Annotated in this window: 25 protein-coding genes; 13 read left to right on the top strand and 12 right to left on the bottom strand. The window is 62.0% G+C overall.

Going from position 1 to position 26,113, the window contains the following annotated elements:
* Positions 1–83: 83 nt before the first annotated feature.
* From hrpB to nhaA, 4 genes are all read left to right on the top strand, one after another.
* On the top strand, positions 84–2,546 hold the full coding sequence (hrpB, locus tag B5V02_RS14535) for an ATP-dependent helicase HrpB (protein WP_111544838.1): 2,463 nt from the start codon (positions 84–86) through the stop codon (positions 2,544–2,546).
* A 260-nt stretch (positions 2,547–2,806) separates the two neighbouring features.
* Positions 2,807–4,138, top strand: a complete 1,332-nt coding sequence (locus B5V02_RS14530; protein WP_111544837.1) for an ActS/PrrB/RegB family redox-sensitive histidine kinase — start codon at positions 2,807–2,809, stop codon at positions 4,136–4,138.
* Between the two features lie 85 nt (positions 4,139–4,223).
* On the top strand, positions 4,224–4,787 hold the full coding sequence (locus tag B5V02_RS14525) for an ActR/PrrA/RegA family redox response regulator transcription factor (RefSeq protein ID WP_111544836.1): 564 nt from the start codon (positions 4,224–4,226) through the stop codon (positions 4,785–4,787).
* Positions 4,788–5,026: 239 nt separating this feature from the next.
* Positions 5,027–6,223: a Na+/H+ antiporter NhaA gene (nhaA, locus tag B5V02_RS14520; protein ID WP_111545407.1), complete on the top strand. Its 1,197-nt coding sequence runs from the start codon at positions 5,027–5,029 to the stop codon at positions 6,221–6,223.
* Between the two features lie 72 nt (positions 6,224–6,295).
* On the opposite strand, the gene B5V02_RS14515 is transcribed toward nhaA, so the two are convergent.
* Positions 6,296–6,796, bottom strand: a complete 501-nt coding sequence (locus B5V02_RS14515) for an MmcB family DNA repair protein (RefSeq protein WP_111545406.1) — start codon at positions 6,794–6,796, stop codon at positions 6,296–6,298.
* Positions 6,797–6,928: 132 nt separating this feature from the next.
* Here B5V02_RS14515 and B5V02_RS14510 point away from each other — a divergent pair, with 132 nt between their 5' ends.
* Positions 6,929–7,156: a hypothetical protein gene (locus B5V02_RS14510; RefSeq protein ID WP_111544835.1), complete on the top strand. Its 228-nt coding sequence runs from the start codon at positions 6,929–6,931 to the stop codon at positions 7,154–7,156.
* A gap of 137 nt (positions 7,157–7,293) precedes the next feature.
* Here the strand turns inward: B5V02_RS14510 and B5V02_RS40600 are convergent, their stop codons facing one another.
* The 3 genes from B5V02_RS40600 to B5V02_RS14495 form a co-directional block, all read right to left on the bottom strand.
* Positions 7,294–7,452 carry a hypothetical protein gene (locus tag B5V02_RS40600; protein ID WP_167458496.1) on the bottom strand — a complete coding sequence of 53 codons (159 nt, stop codon included), beginning with the start codon at positions 7,450–7,452 and terminating at the stop codon, positions 7,294–7,296.
* Positions 7,453–7,721: 269 nt separating this feature from the next.
* A complete protein-coding gene (locus B5V02_RS14500; RefSeq protein ID WP_111544833.1) occupies positions 7,722–8,267 on the bottom strand; it encodes a Panacea domain-containing protein in 546 nt (181 codons plus the stop codon).
* A 54-nt stretch (positions 8,268–8,321) separates the two neighbouring features.
* Positions 8,322–9,263 (bottom strand): IS1595 family transposase, encoded by a 942-nt coding sequence (locus B5V02_RS14495; protein ID WP_111544832.1) that lies wholly within the window; start codon positions 9,261–9,263, stop codon positions 8,322–8,324.
* A gap of 138 nt (positions 9,264–9,401) precedes the next feature.
* Here B5V02_RS14495 and B5V02_RS14490 point away from each other — a divergent pair, with 138 nt between their 5' ends.
* From B5V02_RS14490 to B5V02_RS40595, 3 genes are all read left to right on the top strand, one after another.
* Positions 9,402–10,343, top strand: coding sequence for an IS1595 family transposase (locus B5V02_RS14490; protein WP_111544831.1), 942 nt, complete (start codon positions 9,402–9,404; stop codon positions 10,341–10,343).
* 229 nt (positions 10,344–10,572) lie between these two features.
* Positions 10,573–11,130 (top strand): hypothetical protein, encoded by a 558-nt coding sequence (locus B5V02_RS14485; RefSeq protein WP_111544830.1) that lies wholly within the window; start codon positions 10,573–10,575, stop codon positions 11,128–11,130.
* 235 nt (positions 11,131–11,365) lie between these two features.
* Entirely contained in the window at positions 11,366–11,536 is a 171-nt protein-coding gene (locus B5V02_RS40595) for a hypothetical protein (protein WP_167458495.1), read from the top strand.
* Here B5V02_RS40595 and B5V02_RS14480 read toward each other — a convergent pair.
* Entirely contained in the window at positions 11,533–12,177 is a 645-nt protein-coding gene (locus B5V02_RS14480; RefSeq protein ID WP_111545405.1) for an NYN domain-containing protein, read from the bottom strand. The genes B5V02_RS40595 and B5V02_RS14480 overlap by 4 nt on opposite strands.
* A gap of 575 nt (positions 12,178–12,752) precedes the next feature.
* Between B5V02_RS14480 and B5V02_RS40090 the strand changes: the two genes are divergently transcribed.
* From B5V02_RS40090 to B5V02_RS40590, 3 genes are all read left to right on the top strand, one after another.
* Complete coding sequence (locus tag B5V02_RS40090; protein WP_146606068.1) at positions 12,753–13,157, top strand: cupin domain-containing protein; 405 nt, start codon at positions 12,753–12,755, stop codon at positions 13,155–13,157.
* A gap of 226 nt (positions 13,158–13,383) precedes the next feature.
* A complete protein-coding gene (locus tag B5V02_RS14475; RefSeq protein ID WP_146606067.1) occupies positions 13,384–13,581 on the top strand; it encodes a hypothetical protein in 198 nt (65 codons plus the stop codon).
* Between the two features lie 108 nt (positions 13,582–13,689).
* A complete protein-coding gene (locus B5V02_RS40590) occupies positions 13,690–13,860 on the top strand; it encodes a hypothetical protein (protein ID WP_208647078.1) in 171 nt (56 codons plus the stop codon).
* Positions 13,861–14,215: 355 nt separating this feature from the next.
* Here the strand turns inward: B5V02_RS40590 and cueR are convergent, their stop codons facing one another.
* The gene (gene cueR / locus B5V02_RS14460; protein ID WP_111544826.1) at positions 14,216–14,638 is read right to left on the bottom strand and encodes a Cu(I)-responsive transcriptional regulator; all 423 of its coding nucleotides are present in this window, start codon (positions 14,636–14,638) and stop codon (positions 14,216–14,218) included.
* 227 nt (positions 14,639–14,865) lie between these two features.
* On the opposite strand from cueR, the gene B5V02_RS14455 reads away from it, so the two are divergent.
* Positions 14,866–15,483: a L,D-transpeptidase gene (locus B5V02_RS14455; RefSeq protein ID WP_111544825.1), complete on the top strand. Its 618-nt coding sequence runs from the start codon at positions 14,866–14,868 to the stop codon at positions 15,481–15,483.
* 183 nt (positions 15,484–15,666) lie between these two features.
* On the opposite strand, the gene B5V02_RS14450 is transcribed toward B5V02_RS14455, so the two are convergent.
* From B5V02_RS14450 to B5V02_RS14425, 6 genes are all read right to left on the bottom strand, one after another.
* The gene (locus B5V02_RS14450; RefSeq protein WP_111545404.1) at positions 15,667–16,236 is read right to left on the bottom strand and encodes a NifU family protein; all 570 of its coding nucleotides are present in this window, start codon (positions 16,234–16,236) and stop codon (positions 15,667–15,669) included.
* Positions 16,237–16,434: 198 nt separating this feature from the next.
* Positions 16,435–16,926, bottom strand: a complete 492-nt coding sequence (locus B5V02_RS14445; protein ID WP_111544824.1) for a universal stress protein — start codon at positions 16,924–16,926, stop codon at positions 16,435–16,437.
* A gap of 104 nt (positions 16,927–17,030) precedes the next feature.
* The gene (gene trpS / locus B5V02_RS14440; protein WP_111544823.1) at positions 17,031–18,098 is read right to left on the bottom strand and encodes a tryptophan--tRNA ligase; all 1,068 of its coding nucleotides are present in this window, start codon (positions 18,096–18,098) and stop codon (positions 17,031–17,033) included.
* Between the two features lie 118 nt (positions 18,099–18,216).
* Entirely contained in the window at positions 18,217–19,824 is a 1,608-nt protein-coding gene (gene murJ, locus B5V02_RS14435; protein ID WP_111544822.1) for a murein biosynthesis integral membrane protein MurJ, read from the bottom strand.
* A gap of 46 nt (positions 19,825–19,870) precedes the next feature.
* Complete coding sequence (locus B5V02_RS14430; protein ID WP_111544821.1) at positions 19,871–22,672, bottom strand: [protein-PII] uridylyltransferase; 2,802 nt, start codon at positions 22,670–22,672, stop codon at positions 19,871–19,873.
* Between the two features lie 33 nt (positions 22,673–22,705).
* Entirely contained in the window at positions 22,706–23,584 is an 879-nt protein-coding gene (locus B5V02_RS14425) for a glycosyltransferase family 25 protein (protein WP_245445918.1), read from the bottom strand.
* Positions 23,585–23,730: 146 nt separating this feature from the next.
* On the opposite strand from B5V02_RS14425, the gene B5V02_RS14420 reads away from it, so the two are divergent.
* Positions 23,731–26,094, top strand: coding sequence for a heavy metal translocating P-type ATPase (locus B5V02_RS14420; protein ID WP_111544819.1), 2,364 nt, complete (start codon positions 23,731–23,733; stop codon positions 26,092–26,094).
* Positions 26,095–26,113: the final 19 nt, after the last annotated feature.

The raw sequence follows: 26,113 nt of genomic DNA, 5'->3' as shown, positions 1-26,113 counted from the left end.
TCTCTAAGTTGCATGGCCACCGCGACCGCTGGTATGCGGACGGAGCGGGCCTGCCGCGATTGGATGAGCGCATTCCTGGAACAATGACCACGAAACCTCTGCCGGACCTTCCCGTATCCGCCGTGCTGCCGGCGCTGAGTGAAGCGCTCGGCCGTGGCAACAATGCCGTGCTGGTGGCGCCACCCGGCGCCGGCAAGACGACGCTGGTGCCGCTGGTGTTGCTCGATGCGCCCTGGCTGGGGGCCGGCAAGATCGTTCTGCTCGAACCGCGCCGGCTTGCCGCCCGCGCGGCTGCCCGCCGCATGGCCGAACTCGTCGGCGAGGAGCCCGGCGCGACCGTCGGCTATGCCATGCGCATGGAGAACCGCACTTCGGCCAAGACCAGGATACTGGTCGTCACCGAAGGCGTGCTGGCGCGGATGATTCTCGATGACCCCGAACTGCCCGGCGTCTCGGCGGTGATCTTCGATGAATTCCACGAGCGCTCGCTCGATGGCGATTTCGGCCTGGCGCTGGCGCTCGACGTGCAAGGCGCGCTGCGGCCGGATCTGCGCGTGCTGGTGATGTCGGCGACGCTCGACGGCGCGCGTGTGGCCAAACTGCTGTCGGGCGCGCCGGTGATCGAGAGCGAGGGCCGCGCCTTTCCCGTCGATGTCCGCTACGACGAACGGCCGGCCGGCACCACCATCGAGGACGCCATGGCCAAGGCGATCCGCTCGGCGCTTGCCGACGAGAGCGGCAGCGTGCTTGCCTTCCTGCCCGGCCAGCGCGAGATCGAGCGCACCGCCGAGCGGCTGGCCGGCAAGGTCAGTGCGGATGTCGACCTCGTGCCGCTCTACGGCATGCTCGACGGCAAGGCGCAGGATGCGGCGATCAAGCCGGCGCCGGCTGGCCGCCGCAAGGTGGTGCTGGCCACCTCGATCGCCGAGACCTCCATCACCATCGACGGCGTGCGCATCGTTATCGATTCCGGCCTGTCGCGACTGCCGCGCTACGAGCCGGCCAGCGGCCTCACCCGGCTGGAAACCGTGCGCGTCAGCAAGGCTTCCGCCGACCAGCGCGCCGGCCGTGCCGGGCGCACGCAGCCAGGCGTCGCCATGCGGTTGTGGCGGGCGGAGCAGACGGCTGCACTCCCCCCCTTCACGCCACCTGAAATCCTCGAAGCCGACCTGTCCGGGCTGCTGCTCGACTGTGCCGCCTTCGGCGTCGCCGACCCGACGAGTCTTGCCTTTCTCGATCCGCCGCCCGCGCCTGCGCTCAACGAGGCGAGGCTGCTGCTGCGCGCGCTGGACGCCATCGACGAGGCCGGGCGCCTGACGGAAGCGGGCATGGCGATGCGCAAGCTCGCTCTGCCGGTGCGGCTGGCGCATATGGTCGCCGAGGCAGCCAGGAGCGGTCACGCCGACGAGGCAGCCATGCTCGCCGTGCTGCTGACAGAACGCGGGCTAGGCGGCGACGGTGCTGATCTGGAGCGACGGCTGATGCGCTTTCGCTCTGAGCGATCGCCACGCGCCACCGCCGCGCGCCAGCTTGCCGAACGGCTGGCGAGGCAGACCGGTGGCGCGAAAAACGGTGAGACCGTTTCTGCCGGCCTCCTCCTCGTCCACGCCTGGCCCGACCGCGTCGCCAAGGCGCGTGGCGAGCGCGGCCGCTTCGTGCTGGCCAACGGTTCCGGCGCCATGCTCGACGCCGCTGACCCACTGGCGGGCGAGCCGTTTCTGGTCGTCGCCGACCTGCAAGGCAAGGCGCAGAATGCGCGCATCACGGCGGCGGCGGCAATCGGTGAGGACGATGTCCGCGCAGCACTTGCCGGCAGGATCGAAACACGCAAGCAAACGAGTTTCGATCGCGACCGCCGCGCCGTGCGTGTGCGCGAGACGGTGCGCCTCGGCGCCATCACGCTCGCCGAGCGCATGCTGCCGCCGCCAACCGGCACCGACGCCGATCGCGCCATCCTCGATGCGGTGCGCGAGCATGGGCTGTCGCTGCTGACCTGGGGCAAGGAGGCGCAGACACTGCGCCAGCGGCTGTCCTGGCTGCATCGCGGCCTCGGCGCACCCTGGCCTGATATGGCGGATGCCGCCCTCATCGAGCGCCTCGACGACTGGCTGCTGCCGTTCCTGTCCGGCGCGGCATCCTTTGCCGCCATCGATCCGGGCGTTGTTTCGGCTGGGCTCGCCACACTCGTGCCGCACGACCTGCAGCGCAGGATCGACACGCTGGCGCCCACCCATTTCGACGCCCCGTCGGGCAGCCATGTGCCGATCCGCTATGACGGCGAATGGCCGGTGCTGGCGGTGCGCGTGCAGGAACTGTTCGGCCTCGACCGTCATCCTGCGATCGCCGCCGACACGGTGCCGCTGACGCTCGAACTGCTGTCGCCGGCACACCGGCCGATCCAGACGACGCGCGACCTACCCGGCTTCTGGCGTGGCTCCTGGGCCGATGTGCGCGCCGACATGCGCGGCCGCTATCCCAAGCATGTCTGGCCGGAAAATCCGCTGCTCGCCGCCGCCACCGCCCGCGCCAAACCGCGCGGGACCTAGGTCCTCGACGCATCAATTTTGATGGATCGCTCACAGCGATGAACTGCATGCCTTGGCGCGAACGCCCATCGCTTCGTCCTCGGGTCTGCGCGTCCGCTTCGCTCCCGCTCCGCCCGTGGATGACGAAGTTGGGAAGCTTCGGCCAACCCCGAATGTTTAGTCCACCGAAACGAATGATGAATTTCGGTCGCCAAGAGGCTTCCAACCATCAGATCGGCGGTGCAGCGCTACTAGCGCTCGCCGTCCCACGGCTGTAATTCATGGCCATGATCAATATTTTGCGTTCGCCCGATTTCCAGCAGAGCCAGAGACTGCGCCTCAACACGCTGATCAGGCTGCGCTGGCTTGCCATCGTCGGTCAGAGCCTGGCGGTGCTCGTCGTCGCCTATGGCTTGAAATTCCCGTTGCCGGTCAGCCTCTGCTTCGCCTTGATCGCCTGTTCGGCCTGGATGAACCTGTTTCTCGCCTTTCGCTTTCCGGCGGCGCATCGGCTCACCCCGCTCGCGGCCTTCGGCATCCTCATCTTCGACAGTCTGCAGCTTGCCGGCCTGCTCTACATGACCGGTGGCCTCACCAACCCGTTCTCGCTGCTGATGACCGTGCCCGTCGTCATTTCGGCGACGTCGCTGCCCTTGCGCCTGACCGCCATTCTCGGCGGACTGGTGATGACGGCGGCGACCTTGCTGGTCTTTGTCCATCTGCCGTTGCCCTGGCATGAAGGTGCGCCGCTGGCGATGCCGTTCATTTATGTCGCCGGCATATGGATGGCGGTGCTGTCCTCTATCGCCTTCACCGCCATATACGCCTTCCGGGTGGCCGCCGAAGCGCGGCTTCTGGCCAATGCGCTTGCCGCCACCGAACTGGTGCTGCAGCGCGAGCAGCACCTTTCGGCGCTCGACGGGCTGGCGGCGGCCGCCGCGCACGAGCTCGGCACGCCGCTCGCCACCATCACCCTTGTCGTCAAGGAAATGGAAAAGGCGCTCGGCAACGATCCGAAATACGGCGAAGACGTGAAGCTGCTGCGCTCGCAGAGCGAGCGCTGCCGTGAGATCCTCAAGCGCCTGACCAGCCTGTCGTCCGAGGGCGAGGCGCATCTTTCCCGGCTGCCGCTGACCTCGCTGGTCGAGGAGGTCACCGCCCCGCATCGCGACTTCGGCATCTCGATCAAGCTTCGGCCCGGCGAGCGCATCGGGCCCGAACCCGTCGGGCGCCGCAATCCGGGCGTCATCTACGGCCTCGGCAATCTGGTCGAGAACGCCGTCGATTTCGCCCGCAAGAGCGTCACCGTGCGCTGGAGCTGGGACGACACCACTGTGGCCTTCTCGATCATCGATGACGGGCCGGGCTTTCCCGCCGAGATCATCGACCGTATCGGCGAGCCCTACATGTCGACGCGCCAGGGCACGGAAGCCGGCGGCGGCCTGGGGCTGGGCCTGTTCATCGCCAAGACGCTGCTCGAACGCTCGGGCGCGACGCTCGATTTCCGCAATTCGAGCGGCCTGGGCGAGGGCGCCGTGGTACAGATATCGTGGCCGCGCGGCGTGTTCCTCAATCCGGAAATCACCTCGGCCAGTATGTTCGACACCGCCTGAGCGCCTTGCAAGGGCTCGAAAAATTGGACAATCAGGCTCAGGAACTATATCTGCGTAAAATTAAGGCAGCAGGAATTTTGAGACTATGACAGGCGACGAAAATATTGGCGCAATGGTTGAAGGCGAGGACACCTCGCTGCTCATCGTCGATGACGACAAGCCGTTCCTCACGCGTTTGGCCCGTGCCATGGAAACCAGGGGCTTCGTGGTCGAGACGGCCGAGAGCGTCGAGGAGGCGGTTGCCAAGGCGCGCGCCAACCCGCCCGCCTATGCGGTGGTCGACATGCGGCTCGGCGACGGCAACGGCCTCGACGTGGTTGCCGCGATCCGCGAGAAGCGCGACGATTCCCGCACCATCATCCTGACCGGCTACGGCAACATCGCCACGGCGGTGACGGCGGTGAAGCTCGGTGCGGTCGATTACCTCTCCAAGCCGGCCGACGCCGACGACATCTTTGCCGCGCTCACCCGGACCGCCGGCGAGCGTGCGGCACCCCCGGAAAACCCGATGTCGGCCGATCGCGTCCGCTGGGAGCATATCCAGCGCGTCTATGAAATGTGCGAGCGCAATGTCTCCGAGACGGCGCGCCGGCTCAACATGCATCGCCGCACCTTGCAGCGGATATTGGCCAAGCGCGCGCCGCGCTGAGAGACCGTTTGGAAATCCTACTCTGGCGGCCATCTGATGGCGTTTTCTGCGCTTCCGGTGCTCACGGACCCAAATGTCCGCTCCGCTCCGGTTCTCGAAACCACCACCATATGACTCGCCAGAGCGAATTTCGAAACAGCCTCTAAAGGCGCGGAGCACAGTCTGGCACTTGTCGGGCTGCCGGAGTTTGCGCATCATTGCGAATGACGCCGGCCGGCAGGCGGCATGACGGAGGCGACATGCAGGACTTGAAGCAGCGGCCGGTTTCCGTCTTCCGCGAATTTCTCGATAGCGAGGCGGCCGGCGGCATCATCCTGATGGTGGCGGCCGCACTTGCGCTGATCGTCGCCAATTCGCCGCTCTCCGAAACCTACTTCGCCGCTCTTCGCGCCTATCTCGGCCCGCTCAGCGTCTCGCACTGGGTCAATGACGGGCTGATGGCGGTGTTCTTCCTGCTCGTCGGGCTGGAGATCAAGCGCGAGATGCTGGACGGCCAGCTCTCGACCTGGCCGAGGCGCGCGCTGCCCGGCATTGCCGCGGCCGGCGGCATGGTGGTTCCGGCGCTCGTCTATGTCGCGATCAACCGCGACAATACGGCGGCCCTGTCCGGCTGGGCGATCCCGACCGCCACCGACATCGCCTTCGCGCTCGGCGTGCTGTCGCTGCTCGGCAGTCGTGTGCCGGCCTCGCTGAAGGTTTTCCTCACCGCGCTGGCCATCATCGATGATCTCGGCGCCGTCATCATCATCGCCATCTTCTACACCAGCGGCCTGTCGCTCGCTTACCTTGGTGCTGCCTTCGCCGTCATTGCCGTGCTCGTCGTGCTCAACCGCATGCGGGTGATGACACTGCTGCCCTATCTCGTGCTCGGCGTGATCCTGTGGGTTCTGGTGCTGAAATCGGGTGTGCATGCGACGCTTGCCGGCGTGGCGCTGGCGTTGACCATCCCGCTCGAACGCTCCGCCGGGATCAGCCACGATCTCGACCATTCGCCGCTGCACCGGCTCGAGCACGGCCTGCACAGAATAGTGCCCTTTGTCGTCATCCCGATCTTCGGCTTTGCCAATGCCGGCGTTTCGCTCGCCGGCCTGAGTTTTGGCGCGCTGATCGAGCCGTTGACGCTGGGTGTCGCCGCCGGCCTCGTCGTCGGCAAGCTGGTCGGCGTGTTCGGCTCTTCAGCGCTTGCCATCCGGCTGGGCTTTGCCGACCTGCCAGCCCATGCCGGCTGGTCGCACCTGATCGGCATCTCGCTGCTGTGCGGCATCGGCTTCACCATGAGCCTCTTCATCGGCCTGCTCGCCTTCGCCAGCGACGCAGCACTCCAGGACGCGGTCAAGGTCGGCATCCTCGCCGGCTCCTTCATCGCCGCCCTCCTTGGCGCCGCCGTGCTGTTGATGGCGCCGGCGGCGGGTGGGATGGAAGAGAGCGAAGAGTAGGCTTGCAGGCAGCTCAGGGCCACCTCTCCCCACTCCGTGGGGCGAGGAACCCAGGTTCTGCAAAAGCAGCCGCTACTCGCTCTCACCCTCCAGCGCAGGCACCGACACACCGGCAAGCTCAGCCGCCAGCAGCCGCGAGGCGCCGGCCCGCGCGATCCGCAGCATCAGCGCCTTGCGGGTTGCCGCCGCCATGCGGTGCTCCTGCGCATCGCGCAGGATTTCGGCGCCGTAGCCGTCGGAGAGGATGAAGCCGCACTCCTCCGGAAAGATCTCCGAGGGCACGCCGGGATGGGTAGCGAAGAAGAAGCGGTCGGAATGCAGCCGGTAGTCAGGCCATTTGCGGTCGACCCGGAAATCCTCGATCGACGATTTGATCTCGATGATCCAGATGTCGCCCTGCCGCGTCAGCGCGACCAGATCGGCACGGCGGCCGGTGGCCAGTGACAGTTCGGGCAGCACATGCGCGCCCATCTCCCTCAAAAGCCGCTGCACGCCGCGCCGCACCAGCATGGCGCGTTCCGACTGGCGACCGTCGATGAGCGGGTTTTGCAGAATCGGCGAGATGATTGGCATGGCGGCACCATGCCAGATTTTGTTCACGGTTTGAACCCGTTTTATGTGGGCGATTATATCTTTTGCGCACCCAATTGCTAAAAGGGGTGGCCGTGTTAGGCTGCGTTTCGATGGTTTGGAGGGGAAAACGTTATGGGCGAACGCATTATTGCGCGGCACAAGGCGCGCGGGGATGACGGCACTATTTACGACATCACAGAGATACAAGAGTTCGAGGAACACCGGACAGTCAACGGGGAATGGGTGCGCTGGGATGGGTTCAAACGCCTAGAACTAGACGGCGGTGGCTATCTCAATTGGAAGGGTGACGACGCTTTTGAAATCGTCAGCACTGGCGAGATAATTCGGAAGATCAGCTAGCGCGATCTTCGTGTAGTGCCGGTAACCCGCGTGCTCATGTGCGCAAATGATTACGTGTAACGCATCGCACACGTGGACTGTGACGCCGTTTGTATCAAGCTTTCTCATGTCTGTTGGCGCTGGCTTGGTGGGTGCGTTCACGGCTTCTTCTCCGCCTTCTCACCTTTCTTACGCTTCCCCTCCGCCACCCTTCGCAGCGCGTCATTCAAAGGCTCTTCGGATTCAGTCGCGCCGATCTTGCGCGCAAGATCGCGGAACTTGTCTACTTGCGACTTAGGCGCGTCCTGCTTGCGCATAACTGGGCTCCGTGAATCTCGCATTCCTGATAACAATTTCATGCTTTCCTACGACCTCGTAGACGACCGTTATGGTCGGCTGCTTGATCGACTTAGCGCCCTCGTAGGTAAATACTCGTATTTTCCCATCTTCTGTCAAAGCCGTACCTAGATCTTGGTCGCGCATCAGCACCCACGTAACTGCCTCCCACGCTGTGGGAGTACCAGCCCATTTCTCGACCGCATCGTCGAGCGCAAATTGCGCCTCTGGGTCCTCCACAATATGCAAATTAAAGCAGCCTTATTCGCTTTACCGCCTGCTTGGCCCATTCAAGTTCTTCGTCATTCGGTTCGCGAACGCGCTCCGCCAGCAATGAGTGGAACGGTATGACTTCGCCCATGCGGGCGATTTCCCAGCCGTAGTTGTGAGACTGCTCGCTTATGCTGGCTGCCGTGTGATCCTCATCGATATGCTTGATCCAATAATCTATGACGCTTTTTTCTTCCGATGTGAAAGCGTTGACGTTAGGCGGCACCAGAGCTTTGAACTTCCAGTTCGAAAAATCGCGCTGTCGATCCTGCCATTGCTGAATTGCACCGTCTTTCACCAACTCTTCCCGGATGGCCATGCCATGCCGTGGAATAGGGCCGTGTTTCTCGCGAATGTATGGGGCGCCGGTAATTGACTGGCCCGAGAGCACGAAACGTCGCGCATCAGCAAACCAAGCTATCTTATATAGCTTGGTAGCGCCAAAATTTGGCCGCGCGCCTGCAGCCCAAATCACGTAGTGAATTAGGCTCTTTAGCCGGCTTTTGTCGTATGCGCGGTCAGTCATTCTGAATTTCCGGCGCTTAACTAGGTATTGCGCGGCTGGGTTTCTAGCACGACCTCATGCCGTGACACGATACATCAACCGCTTGCCCTTGGCACCCTTCAAGGCGATGAAAGCGCGGGTGCCGTCATCGACGCCAAGCGCGATGCGGTTCGAATAGCGGAAGTCGAATTCGGCGAGGTAGCGGTGCAGATGGTGTTCCGCGCAATGCTGGTAGATGCCTTTCATCCCGCGCTTGAAGATCGAATAGTAGCCTTCGACCGTGTTCGTATGGACGGTGCCGCGAACGTATTCGTCCTTGGAATGCGTGACGAAATCGTGCGAGGCGAATTCCTGGCCCACGCGGCGATAGATACCAGCCTCATCTGTCATCAAGGCGCTTTCCTTGGCGATGTTGGCGCGAACGATTGGCATTACGGTGCCGATACGGGCGGTATCGACGTGGAAGGAACGGGCGCGACCGCCACGCTCTACCAGCGTAACCACGGTGTTCTTGTGAGCGCCGCCGCCCGACTTGACCGGGGTATCCTTCAAGCGACCGATATACGTCTCGTCTACCTCGACCGTCTTGCCGTTGCCACCCATGGGCGAGAAATCGCCAGAGCGCATGGTTTCGCGAATACGATGGCAGAGAAACCAAGCCGTCTTGTAGGTGATTTCCAAAGCGCGGTGCAGTTGATGAGCAGAAACACCCTTCTTGCTCGCACACATGGCGTGGAGTGCCTGTAACCACTTGTGGAGGGGCAGCTTCGACTCCTCGAAAATCGTCCCCATGCGAACCGTGAATTGCAGGCGGCAATCGGCGCACTTGTACACGCCATGACGCTCGATGCCGTTCGGGTTTTTCTTGGATGCCTTTGTGCGCATCCCCTTCAAAGCGTAGTGCTTTTCCATCGAGCCGCAGTGGTGGCAGACCGGACCTTGCGGCCAAAGAATGCCCTCGACATGCTCGAAAGCCTTGGCTTCGTCGTGGAAGTATGGGCGGGACAGGACGGACATGGCGAAAATTCCTAAGTGACTGGAATCTTTCTACCATTTTTCGTTGGGTGCGTCAAATATATAATCGCCTTTATGTGGGCGATTATCCGGTTGACAAACCCAACCTGATTACGTAGGGTAAGGGCATAGGAGATTTCCATGTCCGTTCTGTCCCGCCCTGAGTTCCACGACGAAGCCAAGGCTTTCGAGCATGTGGAAGGCATCTTGTGGCCGAATGGTCCAGTCTGCCCGAAGTGCGGTGTCGTTGATCGCCACTACAAGCTGGTAGGCGTCCGCACCAAGCCTTCCAAGAAGAACCCCAACGGTGTCGAGCGCCACGGCCTGTACAAGTGCAGCGCTTGCCGCTCGCAGTTCACGGTTCGCATGGGATCCATTTTCGAGGAAAGCCATATGCCGCTGGCCAAGTGGCTTCAGGCTATCCACCTTATGTGCGCCTCAAAGAAGGGTATCAGCGCTCACCAAATGCACCGCATACTCGAATGCAAGTATGAGACGGCTTGGTTCCTGTGCCACCGCATTCGCCTTGCAATGGCGTCTGGCGAACTGTCTCCGATGGGCGGCTCCGGCAAGACGGTAGAAGTTGACGAAACCTACATTGGTCGCTTGAAGGACACCCCGGTTAAGACTGGCGGCGGCGCTCACAAGAACACCGTTGTTACGCTTGTCGAGCGTGGTGGCCGCGCCCGTTCCTTCCACGTTGATACCGCCCGCATTGGCACGGTAATGCCCATCGTTCGCGCCAACATCGCCAAGGAAAGCGCATTGATGACCGATGAGTCCGGCATCTATCGCCGCGCGGGCCAGGAATTCGCCTCGCACGATTTCGTCACGCATTCCAAGGACGAATACGTTCGCGGCACTGTCCATACGAACACCGTCGAAGGCTTCTATTCGATCTTTAAGCGCGGCATGAAAGGTGTCTATCAGCATTGCGGCGAACAGCATCTCCACCGCTACCTCGCCGAATTCGACTTCCGGTATTCGAACCGTATTGCGCTTGGCGTCGATGATGGCACCCGCGCTTTCATCGCCTTGAAGGGTGCCGCTGGTAAGCGCCTCACCTATCAAAGACCTGCTTGACGCAAGGCGGACGCACTTCCGGAAACCAGTGCAGCTAGAGTTGCCGCTCTGGCGATATGCGCGCCGTCGCTCTCATAAATGATTGACGCTTCATAACGGCCAATGCCGCCCGCACATCACGCGAATGTCGTTTTGGACATAACGTGAATATCTCTTCGTTCTATCAGGATCGATAGACTCGGGCGGTGCTCACTGCTATAACGGCGACAGAATCACGAGGCCAAGCGCCATGACAGACATGAACGAATTGCTAGCAACTGCCGAAAAATCGATCAGGGCCGCGATAGAAGCAGCATATAAGAGCGGCTTTGACGAGGGGAAAAAGCTCGGAGAGCGAGAGGCAGCGGCAGGTTTTAAGTCGCGGCTTGCCTCACTTTTTGTCGACGACGAAGCCGACACGGCACACTCATCTACAAAAATTAACGAACTATTCACTAACTCCGGCGATAGTCCTGCGACGGGGGACGCGGAACGCGCCACACCCGGAACTGTCAAACCTGCCATTCTAGACGTGGTGGCAAAGGCTAATCGCGGCATATCAACCAAGGACATCGCGAGGGCCACAAACTTTAAGTACAATTCGGTGCGTGGAACTCTGTGGACGCTGCGCAAAGAACACGCCATCGAAAAGAACGAGAATGGCAAGTGGGTAGCCGCTTCCGCCATTCACAAAGAGGCGAAGCAAGCCGAGTTAGATGAATATGAAGCCGCACGAAGCGCGGCGAAGGATCAACCGCCTTCTGGCGGAAACGAAAACAGCGGCTCCAATGAGGAGACCGCTGCTTAAAGTATCGAGTGTGTCGCGGCGCGCTGGCCAGCAAAGCGCGACACAGAACCCTAACGAGAGAAAGGAGAGTGCGTCATGTGGTTCATGACCCGGAGAATACCGGTAGCCGCCTGACGGCGGTTCACCCTGCCCCCTTCCATAAGGGGTAAGAACGAGAGCGACGGTGTGTCCATAGCACCGGCGCTTTCGCGCCATTGCGTATCAGATTCACAGGAATCCGTCTAGGTTTATCGCCATGTCCAAGGAAAAGTCTCAGATCGACAAATTCCGCGAGGCGGCGCGCGAACTGAAAACCGATCAGTCCGACGCCGCCTTTGAAGCGGTGGTGACGAAGATCGCGAACGCGCCGAAGTTGACCCAGGAACAGATAAAGGAACTAGTTCGCCGGAAGCGCGAGAAAGGCTAGGCCTTCGGTCGCCATGTCTCGGGCGGCTCGATTATCTTGCCGTTCTTGCCCATGATGCGATCGGGGAACTGGGCGGCCTTTAGCCGCTGATAGGTAACTTGGCGAACGAAAGACGATACCTTGACTAAGCGCGGGCTAGGTCTGGTGCCGTCTAACCAAGCTACGCCAATCGGTAGCCCCATTTCCTTGACCATCTTGATAGGCTCGCAAAGGTCGGTGTCCTGAGAGACCACAAAAGCGGCTTCAAATTTCTTGTGATGCGCATCATTGAGCAAGTGCGACGCTAGGTTAACGTCCGAACCCTTTTCTTCAGTGTCGTGGACTTCAACTTTGACTGCGGGAAGCCAAGCTGGGTGGACGATGGGTCGCCATTTTTGCTTCGGAAGAAATCGGCCGTAATGGAATTGAAAGCCCGGAATCGTGCTTAGAGCGCTGAAGAAAATCTGCTGACGCCGGGGCGCTTCAGGATCGCCAGCACGCGGGCTTACCCTCGCTGTGAAATAGCGAATGACCTGCACATCGTCATCTGGCTCAAGCAGGGATTCGACCAGCAATCGAATATTTAGCCACTTCACTTCAGGATAGCGGCGTAGGGCGCGGTAATAGAGGTTGAAGCCGTCAACATAGACGTAGACGCGCATCGTCCCCCCAGATGCAGCAAAGGCCACCTCAGCTTTCGCCTTGTGTGGCCTTTGAGCCAACGGCACGCCGTTGGCGAGTCGAATCAGATATAGGTCTCCAATTGTTACCCGTCAATTAACTTGCGGAATATTCCCCTATGGCTGGGTAGGGCCACCGTCTACCTTGACTTCGATGCCTACACGGCGCGCCAGAACTTCAATGGAAGCATCCAGCTCCTTGAGCGAAGCGAAAAGGGCAGCAGTAGCCGCCGCTAGGTGGTTTTCAGGTGTGCCATTGTCGTTCGCTAGATCGGTGCGCTTAGGCAGCGACATAATGAACGAACTATGCGCCTTTCGGTGTCGTCGGTCTATTAGGGATATGAGTGCCGGCCTGTCCTGACTATATTCCTATTTTCAGGTTGGGTTTGTCAACCGGATAATCGCCTTTATGTGGGCGATTATCCGGTTGACAAACCCAACCTGCAAAACACTGTGGAGCGAGCGCTACAAGGCCCTACCCTCCACAAGGCGGGCAATCTTGATGACATGAGAGAAGAGACGTAGCCTATACTCCCTAGCGCAGCGGGGGGCGGCAGATGACAGCGTCGCGTCGCGTAACCCGGCTGACCGAGGATGCATCTGGTGAAAGCCACTTCGATGACAGCGATGTACCGCTGGAACTCAAGATTTTTGCACCGCCAGCACCAGCAGTGCTGGTTTCTTCCGCTACTGACGCTTCAGGTTATGTCGTAATGCGTTTGCCCGCCGGATGGACTGGCGAACGACATCCTTCTCCCCGTCGCCAGATATTCTTTTGCCTGTCGGGTATGCTCAAGGTGACAGCCAGTGACGGTACAAGCCGGATGATTGAACCTGGGACAGCGTGGTTCATGTCAGATACGCGAGGGAAGGGTCATACAACCGACGTGGTTTCCCCCGGGCCAGTCGACGGGGTAATCATTTTTCTCAATGACGGCCTCGTAGGCGCTATCCAGCCGTAGGGGAATGGCTACACCCTGCGATTGTGGTAGATCCGCCCATCCAAAAAGGCGTAGCCGCCTTATGTGAAATCACGGTTGGTTCTTCAAACGGACGCCGCGCGTTCCATACATTAGGGATATTAGATACTAGAGCGCTACCCAGCCGTTGAGGAATTGTAACGGTCCACCTCTCCACAAGGCGGGCCGTATTGCGCTATGAATGCAGTTTCTACTGGGGAGAGGAACTATGTTTTCGCGGAGTGTTGCGATTAATCTGCTGATGGCTGCTGCGGCAGGGATCGCAATTGTCGTTTGCCTGCTCGTGCATGAAAGGGTCAGCCGGAAATTTCTCTTCCGCCTATTCTTCTTGGTTCTTGTCGGGGCGTTTTGGTTGGAAATGAAGGTGGCTATCGCTTTGGGATTTTACTCTATTCCACCTGCCTAGGGTCTACTTCACCGGTCCTGTCCCAGATGCACCCAAAAGAAGTCAGGCATTGGTCCTTGAAAGCCTGAACTTGCGGAGCATATCGTCGCTTCCATGGGGATGGGCGACGTGACATCGAACGGAAACGAAGGCGAACAACTGTGGGCCTTTGACCTTGACGCTCTGCGCAAGGCTTTCGGAAAGTCTGTTCAGGAGCATAAAATCACGGCAGATGATTGGGCGGAACACGCCAAGCGGTTCCTTGAAAAACAAAGAGATCGTCCGCGCGAACCGACTTGATACGCCGGATGGCCGGTGCGGCTGGGGCTATCTTGGGGATGCGGGGCCGCACCGGCCACTTGCGGGTTGGGTTTGGACGTCCCCGCGCTGCCTAAACTATGGGCATATTAGCAACTGAGCAACTAAGCCTATTGGCGGGTACCCAGCCGTCCGTTCAACTACTCTGACGGTTTGGGCTTGTCTTCCTTAGGCGGCTGCGACTTCACCACCTTCTTCAACATGCGGTCAAAGGCTTCCTCTGACTGGTCGGTTTCCAGCTTGCGAGCGGCTTCCTTGAATTTCTGACACTGTTCGGCAACACCGGCGGTGTCGCAACCGTGGACAAGCCGCCTCCGCGCCCGTCGGCGCACGGTTCCTATGCGGCCGTTGAGGCCTCCTTGCCCCTGGGCAACAGCGCCCCCGCCATATCATCCAGGATCGGGCAGTCCGGCCTTTCGTCGCCGTGGCAGGCGTGGATCAGGGTCTGCAGGGTCGAGCGCATCGACTGCAATTCGCGCACCTTTTCCTCGATCGCCCTGACATGGGCGGCGGCGATCTCGCGCACGTCATGGCTGGCACGGCTTCGATCCTTGTAGAGCGCCATCAGCTGGCGGCAATCGTCGATGGAAAAGCCGAGGTTGCGCGCGCGGCGCAGAAAGGCCAGCCGGTGGATGTCGTCGCCGGAATAGTCGCGGTAGCCGTTGGCGGCACGCGCAGGGGCGATCAGGCCGATCTCTTCATAGTAGCGGATTGTCTTGGCCGGCAGGCCTGAACGGTGGGCGGCGTCACCGACATTCATGACGATTTTCCTTGATTTTTAATGGGCTTGCGGACGGGGCCATTGAATTTCCTTCACAATCCTGTGAGGCCTGTTGCCGAAATGCCATAGTGATGCGCTTACCGGCGCGTAAGCCCCTGCATATAGGCATCGCGTGCTTGGCAAGCAAAGCAAATGCCAGCATGAATGATGCTGAGAAAGCGGCCGACTCGTGCCGCTGAAGTTGGGGCGGGGCACCGGATCATTTGATGCGCATGAAGTCGTTTGCTATCGTCGCCGCACTGGCGCTTTCCACGGCTATCGCCGGTTGCAGCGCCATTGGCTCGCAGTTGTTCTCCAACAACTATGGCGCGGTCACCGACGCCGGTTACCAGCTGCCACGCATCCCGATCGAGAAGGTGCCGATGAAGTACCATCGGCAAGAGGTGGACTACGACACCAAGGAAAAGCCGGGCACCATCATCGTCGATACGCAGAACAAGTTTCTGTACTTCGTCGAGGGTGATGGCCTGGCGATGCGCTACGGCATTGGCGTCGGTCGCGAAGGCTTTGAATGGCACGGCACCGCCCATATTGCGCTGAAGCGCGAATGGCCGACCTGGACGCCGCCTTCGCAGATGATCCACCGCCAGCCGGAACTGGCCAAGTTTGCCGACGGCATGGAGCCGGGCCTTAAGAACCCGCTCGGCGCCCGCGCCATGTATCTGTTCAACAAGGGCGGCGACATGGGCTATCGCCTGCATGGCAGCCCGGAGTGGAATTCCATCGGCAAGGCAATGTCGTCAGGCTGCATCCGCCTGATGAACCAGGATATTATCGACCTTTACGACCGCACCTCGGTGGGCGCCAAGGTCATTGTTCTTTAGACCATGATCCCGAAAACCGGTACCGGTTTTCGGAGAAATCATGATCAGATAGAGAGGCCTTTCATACGCGGACCGTCTAGGCAACAACGGACGTCCCAAACAGAAAACCGGGCAATTTGGCCCGGTTTTTTGTTTTTGCGATCGATTGAATCTGTTTTGCCGGCAAAGCGGCCGGCCGAACGATCATGAGACCTGTTCGACCTGCTGCACTTCCGGCACGAAGTGGCGCAGAAGATTCTGGATGCCGTGCTTCAGCGTCGCCGTCGATGACGGGCAGCCGGCGCAGGCGCCCTTCATGTGCAGGAAGACCGTGCCGTTCTCGAAGCCGCGGAAGGTGATGTCGCCGCCGTCCTGGGCGACCGCCGGGCGCACCCGCGTGTCGAGCAGTTCCTTGATGGTGATGACGAGTTCCTCGTCGGCTTTGTCGTAGAACTCACCGGTCAGGCTGGTCTCGGCGGCAGGGCCGGCCTTGGCCATGACAGGCGCGCCGGACATGAAATGCTCCATGATGGCGCCGAGGATCGCCGGCTTCAAATGCTGCCAGTCGGGTCCGTCCTTGGTCACGGTGATGAAGTCGTAGCCGAAGAAAACTCCGGTAACGCCGGGAATCTCGAACAGCCGGCCAGCCAGCGGCGACGCGGTGGCGGCGCTGTCGGCATCACGGAAGTCGGCGGTGCCTTCCAGAAGCACTTCCTTGCCGGGCAGGAATTTCAGCGTCGTCGGGTTTGGCGTCGATTCGGTCTGGATGAACATGGCCGTCTCCGTGCCCGTTTCGGGCAACCAGTTTGGAATAGTTCTAAATAGGCTCTATTGGCTGGACATTCAAGCGAAACGCATCGCCGGAACGGCTGGCTGGCGGAATGTTTTTGCGGTCTCGCCAAGTGCTTTGAGGTGTGTAGAGATTCGGGTCAGGCCGTTTGCAGGCCGGCATCACCCGAATATCAATACATCTCAGGCGAGGCTGTCGATCTCCTCGTCAGAAAGATTTTGCGGCACCACGGTCACTGGGATCGGGAAGGCGGCACCCTTGCCGGCCACGGCGCCGACCAGCGGTCCTGGACCTTCCTTGCCGGCGCCGGCGGCCAGCACCAGGATGGCGATGTCCTGGTCTTCCTCGATCAGCTTGTGGATCTCTTCCGTGGGCTTGCCTTCGCGCACCACCATCTCCGGCTCGATGCCGAGCTTCTGGCGCACCTTGTTGGCGTAACTGTCGAGCGCGGCGCGCGCCGTGGCGTTTGCCTCCTCGCGCATGATCTTCTCGACACCCAGCCAGTGCTGGAAATCGTCCGGCTCGATGACATAGAGCAGCACCAGCATGCCGCTGGTGCTCTGCGCCCGCTTCGAGGCGTAGGCGACGGCGCGCTCGCACTCCGGCGTGTCGTCGATGATCGCCAGGAACTTGCGGCGATGGCCGGCTTCGCGGCTGAGGCGTTTGGAGACCATGTCTACATACCCGGTGTCATTGCGGCCGCAATCTGCCACTGCCATCGACCGGCGGCAAGCCGCCGGCCTTGTCCAGTGTTGGTGCAGTGCACCCGACGTTGGGATCAGCTCTGCAGCAGTCCGATGATGTCGCGCACCGTCTTCATCGTCGCTTCGGCCAGCACGCCGGCGCGCTCGCCGCCATCCCTCAGCACCGCGTCGACATAGGCGCGGTCATCGGAAATGCGGCGCATCTCGCTGGCGATCGGCGCCAGCTTCTCCACCGCAAGGTCGGCCAGCGCCGGCTTGAACACCGAAAACTGCTGACCGGCAAACTCTTTCAGCACGTCGGCCTTCGACATCTCGGCGAGACCCGCATAGATGCCGACCAGGTTTTCCGCCTCGGGCCGGCTGGCCAGACCGTCCAGCTCGCTCGGCAACGCTTCCGGGTCGGTCTTGGCCTTGCGGATCTTCTTCGAGATGGCGTCGGCATCGTCGGTCAGGTTGATGCGCGACAGGTCCGACGGGTCCGACTTCGACATCTTCTTCGAGCCGTCGCGCAGCGACATGATGCGCGCCGCCGGCCCGCCGATCACCGGCTCGGTCAGCGGGAAATAGCCGTTGACGGTCTCCTCGCCGACCTGCATCTCGACGCCGACGCCAAGGGCTGCGATGCGGTCCGAAAAGTCGTTGTTGAACTTCTGCGCGATGTCGCGGGTCAGCTCCAGGTGCTGCTTCTGGTCCTCGCCCACCGGGACGTGGGTGGCGCGATAGAGCAGAATATCGGCAGCCATCAGGCTCGGATAGGCAAGCAGGCCGAGCGAGGCGTTCTCGCGGTCTTTGCCGGCCTTGTCCTTGAACTGCGTCATGCGGTTCATCCAGCCGATGCGCGCCACGCAATTGAAGATCCAGGCGAGCTCTGCATGCTGCATGACCCGTGACTGGTTGAAGACAATGTGCTTCTTCGGGTCGATGCCGGAGGCCAGGAATGCCGCGGTGATCGACCGCGTCTGGTCGGCGAGGTCTTCATAGACGAGCTGTGCCGTCAGCGAGTGCAGGTCGACGACGCAATAGATGCAGTCGGAGGTTTCCTGCAGGGCGACGAATTTCTTGATGGCGCCGAGGTAGTTGCCGAGATGCAGATTGCCGGTCGGCTGGACGCCGGAAAAGACGAGTGGCTTGAAGGCGGTCATGGTTGTTCCCTTGGCTTGTGGAGGGCCGTTTCGCGCGCGGCGAAAGTCTTGCGACGGCGCGCTTATGGACGAACACGAGGATCCGATCAAGACCGGTTTTGCCGTCGAGTTACCCAGTCTACTCGTCCGGGTTGGCCTTCGGGGCCGGTGGCGCCGCTTTCCCCGTTCCACGCTTGACGTTGCGCCGGATCATGCCGAAATCGGCGCCGCCGGTGGCGAAGGCGGTGATGAAGTAGAGCAGCGCCCCGCCGGCGACGAGTGCCAGAAGCGTCGTCGCCTTGACGACCAGTGGCGCACCCCGGCCGAGCCTGACGGCGAACCAATGCTCGGCAAAATAAAGCGCCGCTCCCATCACGATCGCCGACAGCACCAGCCGCGGAATGCGTTTCATCAGCGGCACGTCGCGGCCCCAATGGCCGCGCCGGATCAACACGCCGAGCAGCATCAGCGCGTTGACCCAGCCGGCGACGGCCGAGGCGACGGCGATGCCGGGCGCGCCCATTTCCGGAAACAGCGTCAGCGCCGTGGTGACGTTCACTGCCACCGAGATGGCGGCAAAGATCATCGGCGTGCGCGTGTCCTCGCGCGCGAAATAGCCTGGGGTGAATGCCTTGATCAGCACGAAGGCCGGCAGGCCGAGGCCGAAGATCGCCAGGATCGCCGCCACCGTCGGCGTCGAGCCGTTGGCGGCAAACGCGCCGCGCTCATAGACCAGCCGCACGATCGGCTCCGACATCACCCAGAGTGCGGCGGCTGCCGGCAAGGTGAGGAACAGCGTGAACTCGACCGAGCGGTTCTGCAGGTTGGCCGCCTCGATCAGATTGCCCGACTTCAGCGCCCGCGACAGTTCGGGCAACAGCACGATCGCAACCGCGACGCCGACCACGCCGAGCGGCAACTGATAGATGCGATCGGCATAGGCGAGCGAGGACACCGCGCTGTTCTGCGCCGAGGCGATCGCCGTGCCGATCAGCTGGTTGATCTGGGTGATGCCGCCGGTGATCGCCGCCGGCAGCGCCAGGATCAGCAGCCGCTTGACCGCGGGCGTCATTTTCGGACGGCGGAAACCGATCGAGATGCCGGCATGGCGCACCGCCACCCAGACGATTGCCAGCTGCACCAGTCCGGCAGCCAGCACGCCCCAGGACAGTCCGTAGCCGACGGTGAGTGCGTCGGAGCCCTTGTACCAGGCATAGGCGAGCACGCCGATCAGGATGATGTTGAGGAACACCGGCGCCACTGCCGCCGCGAAATAGCGGCGCAGCGAATTCAGCATGCCCGCCATCATGGCGCCCAGCGACATGCAGATCAGATAGGGGAACATGATCGTCGCCAGCGTCACCGTGGTGTCGAATTTCCCCGGCGTGCCGGCAAAACCCGGCGCCACCAGGTAGCGCACGATCAGCGGCATCGACAGTTCCATGACGATGGTTAGTGCGAGCAGCGCCGTGAACAAGACGCCGAACACCTCCTCGGAGAAGCGCTTGGCGCCGTCGGTGCCGTGCGTCTCGATCTCCTTGGCGAACAGCGGCACGAAGGCGGCGTTGAAGGCGCCCTCGGCGAACAGCCGGCGAAAGGTGTTGGGAAACTGGAAAGCGGCGTTGAAAGCGTCGGCGACCGGTCCGGTGCCCAGCGCCGCCGCCATCAGCATCTCGCGGCCGAAGCCGAGCGCGCGGCTCATCAGCGTGCCGGAAGCGACCGTTGCGAATTTCTTGACGAGGCTCATGCTTTTGGGAACTGCCTGCGGAATTGGGACAAAGTGATGGTCGCTGTCACTCGGCGGCGGTCCTGGCCTTGCCGCCACGTTCGGGCACGATGCCTTCGAGTGCCGACATCAGCCGGTTGCGGATGGTGGCGATGCGGGCCGGGCTGTCGATCTTCTGGCCGGTGAGGTCGGTGACGTAGAAGGTGTCGATGACCTTTTCGCCAAAGGTGGTGATGTGGGCCGATGCGATGTCGAGCGACAGGTCGGAAAGCGTTCCGGTGATCTCCGACAGCAGGCCCGGCCGATCCAGCCCCTCGACCTCGATGACCGAAAAACGGTTCGACAGTGCGTTGCGGATTTCGGCCCGCGGCGGGATTTTGAACACCTTGGCGCCGCGCCGCGGCTTGGTCCGCTTCTCGATCATCTCCGGCAGCCAGCTCTTGCCCGACAGCACGTCCTCGATCAGCCGGCCGACGCGCTCGGCGCGCCGGCGCTCGTCTTCGTCGCGGTCGAATTCCCTCGAAATCAGGATCGTGTCCAGCGCGCGGCCGTCCGCTGTGGTGAAGATCTGTGCGTCGACGATGTTGCCTCCGGCCCCGGCGCAGGCCCCGGCGATGACCGAGAGCAGGCGGGGATGATCCTGCGCCAGCACGGTGATTTCGGTCACCGCCTCGAACTGGTGGGTCTTGACCATGGTGGCGAGCTTGTTGCCCGAAGCATCCGCTTCGCGGATGAATTCGGCATGGCGCAGCTGATCGGCGAGATCGACGGTCAGCAGGTAATTCTCATAGTGCAGGGCGACATAGCGCTTGCGGGCCTTGTCCGGCCAGTCGGCGAGCGCCTCGGCCAGCCGCTCGCGCGCCGCCGCCGTCCGCTGCGCGCGCGACACTTCCGAAAAGCCGCCGGTCAAAAGCAGCTCGGTCTCATAGTAGAGCGTGCGCAGCAGCTGGCCTTTCCAGCCGTTCCAGACACCTGGCCCGACGCCCCTGATGTCGCAGACGGTGAGGATCAAAAGCAGCTTCAGCCGCTCGACCGATTGCACGATCGCGGCGAAATCCTCGATGGTCTTGCGGTCGTTGAGGTCGCGGGTCTGCGCCGTCATCGACATCGCGAGGTGATTCTCGACCAGCCAGGCGACCGTTTCGGTATCGGCTGGCGACAGCCCCATATGCGGGCAGATGCGGCGGGCGATCCTGGCCCCGGCCTCGGAATGATCTTCCGGCCTGCCCTTGGCGATGTCGTGCAGCAGCACGGCGACATAGAGAGCCTCGCGGCTCTTCTTCAGGCCCGGCATCAGCGTATGGGAGAGGGGATGGACCTTCTCGCCGTCGCCGCGCTCGATCTCGGCCAGCACGCCGATGCAGCGGATCAGGTGCTCGTCCACCGTGTAGTGGTGGTACATCGAGAACTGCATCATGGCGACGATCTTGCCGAAATCCGGGATCAATTTGCCGAGCAGCCCGGCCTCGTTCATGCGCCGCAGATTGAGTTCGGCATTGCGGTCCGAGGTCAGGATGTCGAGGAACAGCCGGTTGGCCTCTTCGTCGCGCCGCAGTGACTTGTTGACCAGGCCGAGCGAGCGGGTCAACAGCTTCAGCGCATCGGGATGGAACTCCAGACCGTGCTTGTCTGCGAACCAGAACAATCTCAAAAGATTGACCGGATCGCGCTCGAACACCTGGTCGTCGGCGATGTTGATGCGGTGGTTGTCGACAATGAAGTCCGAGGTGCCGGCAAGCTTGCGCTTGCGCCGCGAGAAGGTGAGGAAGATGCGGTTGAAGCCCGGCACGTGCTTGGCCTGCTCTTCCTCGAGCGCGGCGCAGAAGATGCGGGTCAGGTCGCCGACATCCTTGGCGACGAGGAAGTAGTGCTTCATGAAGCGCTCGACCGCCGACAGGCCGGGATGGCTGGTGTAGCCGAGCCGCTCGGCGATCTCGCGCTGGATGTCGAAATGCAGCCGTTCTTCGGCCTTGCCGGTGAGGAAATGCATGTGGCAGCGCACCGCCCACAGGAAATCCTCGGCCTTCTGGAACTCGCGATATTCACCCTCGGTGAAGACGCCCTTGTCGACCAGTTCCTCGCCGGTGCGCACGCGGTAGAAATACTTGCCGATCCAGAACAGCGTCTGCAGGTCGCGCAGGCCGCCCTTGCCGTCCTTGACGTTGGGCTCGACGAGATAGCGGCTTTCGCCGGCCTTGGCATGGCGATCGTCGCGTTCGGCAAGCTTGGCCTGGACATATTCGGGGCCGGTCGTGCGCACCACCTCATGGTCGAAGCGCAGCATCAGCTCGTCATAGAGCTTGAGCTCGCCCCACAGGAAACGCGCCTCGAGGATCGAAGTCCGGATGGTGACGTCGGTGCGCGACAGGCGCAGGCATTCGTCTATGTTGCGGGTGGCGTGGCCGACCTTCAGCCCGAGATCCCACAGCATGTAGAGCATGTATTCGACAGTCTGCTCGCCCCACGGCGTCTGCTTGTAGGGCAGCAGGAACAGAAGGTCGATGTCGGAGCCAGGCGCCAGCGTGCCGCGGCCATAGCCGCCGACGGCGACGACGGCCATGCGCTCCGCAGAAGACGGATTCTTGACCCGGTAGACATGCGTGACGGCGAAATCGTAAAGCGCCCGGATGATCTCGTCCATGAGGTGCGACAGCCGCGCCGCGCAGGCACGGCCGCCGCCGTCGTCCCTCAGCATGCGTTCGGCAATGGCGCGTCCGTCCGCCAATCGCCCCTTGAGAAGCTGCAGTACACCGCTGCGCGCGGCCTGTCCGGAGCCGTCCCCAGCCGTGGCCGCGGTCAGCGCCGTCATCTCGCGGCGCAAGGCTTCGCCGTCGATCAGTTCATCGAGCTTCAGGGAGATTTTCGCCATAGGTACCGGTTGGCCTCGCCTTTTCGGCGGCGTCTATAGCGCTTTTTCGCGCTTGTGGGTATGGGCAGGACGGACACGCTTTCCGTGGTAGTCGAACGGGATGGTCTTCCCTTGTCTCAACCGGAAGATGTCGAAAATCTGCCGCCATATCCGCCCAGCTTCGTTCGCGAATTTCGTCAGCGGTGCCATTTTATGCCTTTTGGACTTGCCGTTTTCGCGCTCCTTACTGAGCAGGCTCTGCAATCCCATCGATTTTTCGTTCAGGAACCGATCCTGTATGCATAGCGCCGGCAGGACCTGGTAGATCGTCTTGCTCAACGATATCGCGAATCCCGGATCGAACAGGACGTGATCGACTGGACTGTCGATATTCCCTGTCGCTTCGAGCAAGTCGCGCGCCGCCTGTCTTGAAACGATGTAGCCGGCCGCACCGAGATGGTCTCGATGGAGCCTGGCTACTGAAAAGCCATGGCCGATGGGGGCGCGCCTCATCGCGATCACGGTACTCTTGAAGGTCTCGATCTTGACGATATCGGCATCGGCGGGGATCCAGCTGGCATCGGCGAGCAATGGGCCAGCCGCCTCGGACAAGACGGTATCGTCCTCGAAGACCGCGCCATAGGCATCGTCGCCATCGGCGATCTTTGCCCAGCAGGCTTTGTGGCTGAGGAAACAGGCGATCTCGGTGTTGCTTAGACGCAACTGCGTCAGCGGATTGAGCCGCATCGGTATTTCCGCCAGGTCGGACCGGCCCTGGGCGTCGACCGCCGCAACCCGTTCGAAGCCAATTCCGATACGGGCAAACTCCGACGTCATATGCGCGAGCCGGTCCTGGGACCGGTCGAGGTTGATAACCAGGCACTTCATAGCAAATGGAATCGATGCATTTGGATTGTCAATCGGCGGGTCCATAGCACAAGACCGCTGTCGCGCATCTGACTTTCTTTGATGGTGTCCCGGCGCCCGCGACGACATAGGGAAAAAGAAATTATGCCCTTGACCTTCCAGTTACTGGAAGCACTACCTCGCATCGAGACGAGGCATGGAGGCATTTTTGAATGAAGCATTCAGATCATCATCATCACACGCATGACGGCTGCTGCGCGGCGAAAGCTGCTGCCGGGGAGGCGGCCGTGGTGCGGGATCCTGTCTGCGGCATGACCGTCGACCCCGCCACAGCCAAGCACTCTGTCCGTCATGAAGGTCAGGACTTCTACTTCTGCTCTGCCGGCTGCAAGGCGAAGTTCGAGGCCGAGCCGCAAAAATATCTCGGCGACAAGGCTGCACCGCAGCCGATGCCCAAGGGCACGCAATACACCTGCCCGATGCATCCCGAAATCATCCGCGACAAGCCCGGCTCCTGCCCGAAATGCGGCATGGCGCTGGAGCCGATGGGCGTGCCCACCGGCGATGAGGGACCAAATCCCGAGCTAGTCGATTTCACCACGCGATTCTGGGTCAGTGCCGCGCTGTCGGTGCCGTTGCTGATCGTCGCCATGGCGCCGATGCTTGGCCTGACTTTCTCAGCCTTTGTCGACGAACGCACGATGGTCGGGCTGGAGCTGGCATTGGCCAGTCCCGTCGTGTTGTGGGCGGCGCTGCCTTTCTTCCATCGCGGCTGGGATTCGCTCGTCAACCGCAGCCCCAACATGTGGACGCTGATCTCGCTCGGCGTCGGCGCGGCCTATCTCTACAGCGTCGTCGCGACGCTGTTTCCGGACATTTTTCCGCATCAGTTCCGCGGCCACGGCGGTACGGTGCCGGTCTATTTCGAGGCTGCCGCCGTCATCGTCGCGCTGGTCTTCCTCGGCCAGGTGCTGGAGCTGCGCGCCCGCGAAAAGACCGGGTCGGCAATCCGCGCCTTGCTTGATCTCGCGCCGAAGACCGCGCGGCTGATCGGTGCCGACGGTTCCGAAAGCGACGTGCCGCTCGACGCAGTCATGGCCGGTGATCGCTTGCGCATCCGTCCCGGTGACGCCGTGCCGGTCGATGGCACCGTGCTGGAAGGCCGTTCTTCCCTCGACGAATCGATGATCACAGGCGAACCGTTGCCGGTCGAAAAGACCGAAGGCGATACCCTCACCGCCGGCACGCTCAACAAAAACGGCTCGCTGATCCTACGTGCCGAGCGGATCGGCGCCGAGACCACGCTGGCGCGCATCGTCGAACTGGTCGCCAAGGCGCAGCGCTCGCGCGCCCCGATCCAGGGGCTGGCCGATCGCGTTTCTTTCTACTTTGTCCCGGCCGTGGTGCTGGTCGCGATCGCGGCTTTTGTCGCATGGGCTGTTCTCGGCCCCGAACCCAGCCTGATCTTCGCCATCGTCTCGGCAGTGTCGGTGCTGATCATCGCTTGCCCCTGTGCGCTCGGCCTCGCCACGCCGATGTCGATCATGACCGCCACCGGGCGCGGCGCCCATGCCGGCGTGCTGATCAAGGAAGCCGCCGCACTGGAACGCTTCGCCTCTGCCGACACGCTGATCGTCGACAAGACGGGCACATTGACCGAAGGCCGGCCGAAACTGACCGATGTCGTTGCGGCAAACGGCTTTTCCGAAGACGAATTGCTAGCACTTGCCGCCGGCCTGGAAAAGGGCTCGGAGCATCCGCTGGCTGAGGCCATCGTCGAAGGCGCAGGGACGCGCGGCGTGAAGATCGCCGACGCCAGCGGCTTCGAGGCAGTCACCGGCAAGGGCGTTTCCGGTACCGTGTCGGGAAAGAAGGTCGCGCTCGGCAATGCGGCGATGATGGCCGATCTCGGCATCGACACCGCATCCGTCTCCGCCAAGGCCGAGGCACTTCAGACCGATGGCAAGACGGTGATGTTCGTTGCTGTCGGCGACAAACTGGCCGGCATCGTCGCTGTCGCCGATCCGGTCAAGGCGACCACCGCCGAGGCGATCCGGGCCCTGCATGACAGCGGCTTGAGGATCGTCATGGCGACCGGCGACAATGAACGCACGGCAAAAGCGATCGCCAGGAGCCTCGGCATCGACGAAGTTCGCGCCGGCCTGTTGCCGGAACAGAAGGCAGCCCTCGTCGAGGAGCTGCGCACCAGCGGCAAAGGCGTCGCCATGGCCGGCGACGGCGTCAACGACGCACCCGCGCTCGCCGCCGCCGATGTCGGCATCGCCATGGGAACAGGCGCCGATGTCGCCGTCGAAAGCGCCGGCATCACACTGGTGAAGGGCGATCTCAACGGCATCGTGCGGGCGCGCACCTTGGCGCAGGGGACGATCCGCAACATCCGCCAGAACCTGTTCTTCGCCTTCCTCTACAATGTGCTCGGCGTGCCCATCGCCGCCGGCGTGCTCTATCCGCTCACCGGCACGCTTTTGTCGCCAATGCTGGCGGCGGCGGCGATGAGCCTGTCCTCGGTGTCGGTCATTGCCAACGCATTGCGGCTGAGAACGTTGAAACTCTGAGCAAAGCCCCCAAATACGA

The sequence above is a fragment of the Mesorhizobium kowhaii genome (assembly GCF_003253745.1).
GTDB classification, from domain to species: domain Bacteria; phylum Pseudomonadota; class Alphaproteobacteria; order Rhizobiales; family Rhizobiaceae; genus Mesorhizobium; species Mesorhizobium kowhaii.
This window is presented reverse-complemented; position numbering and strand designations above follow the sequence as displayed.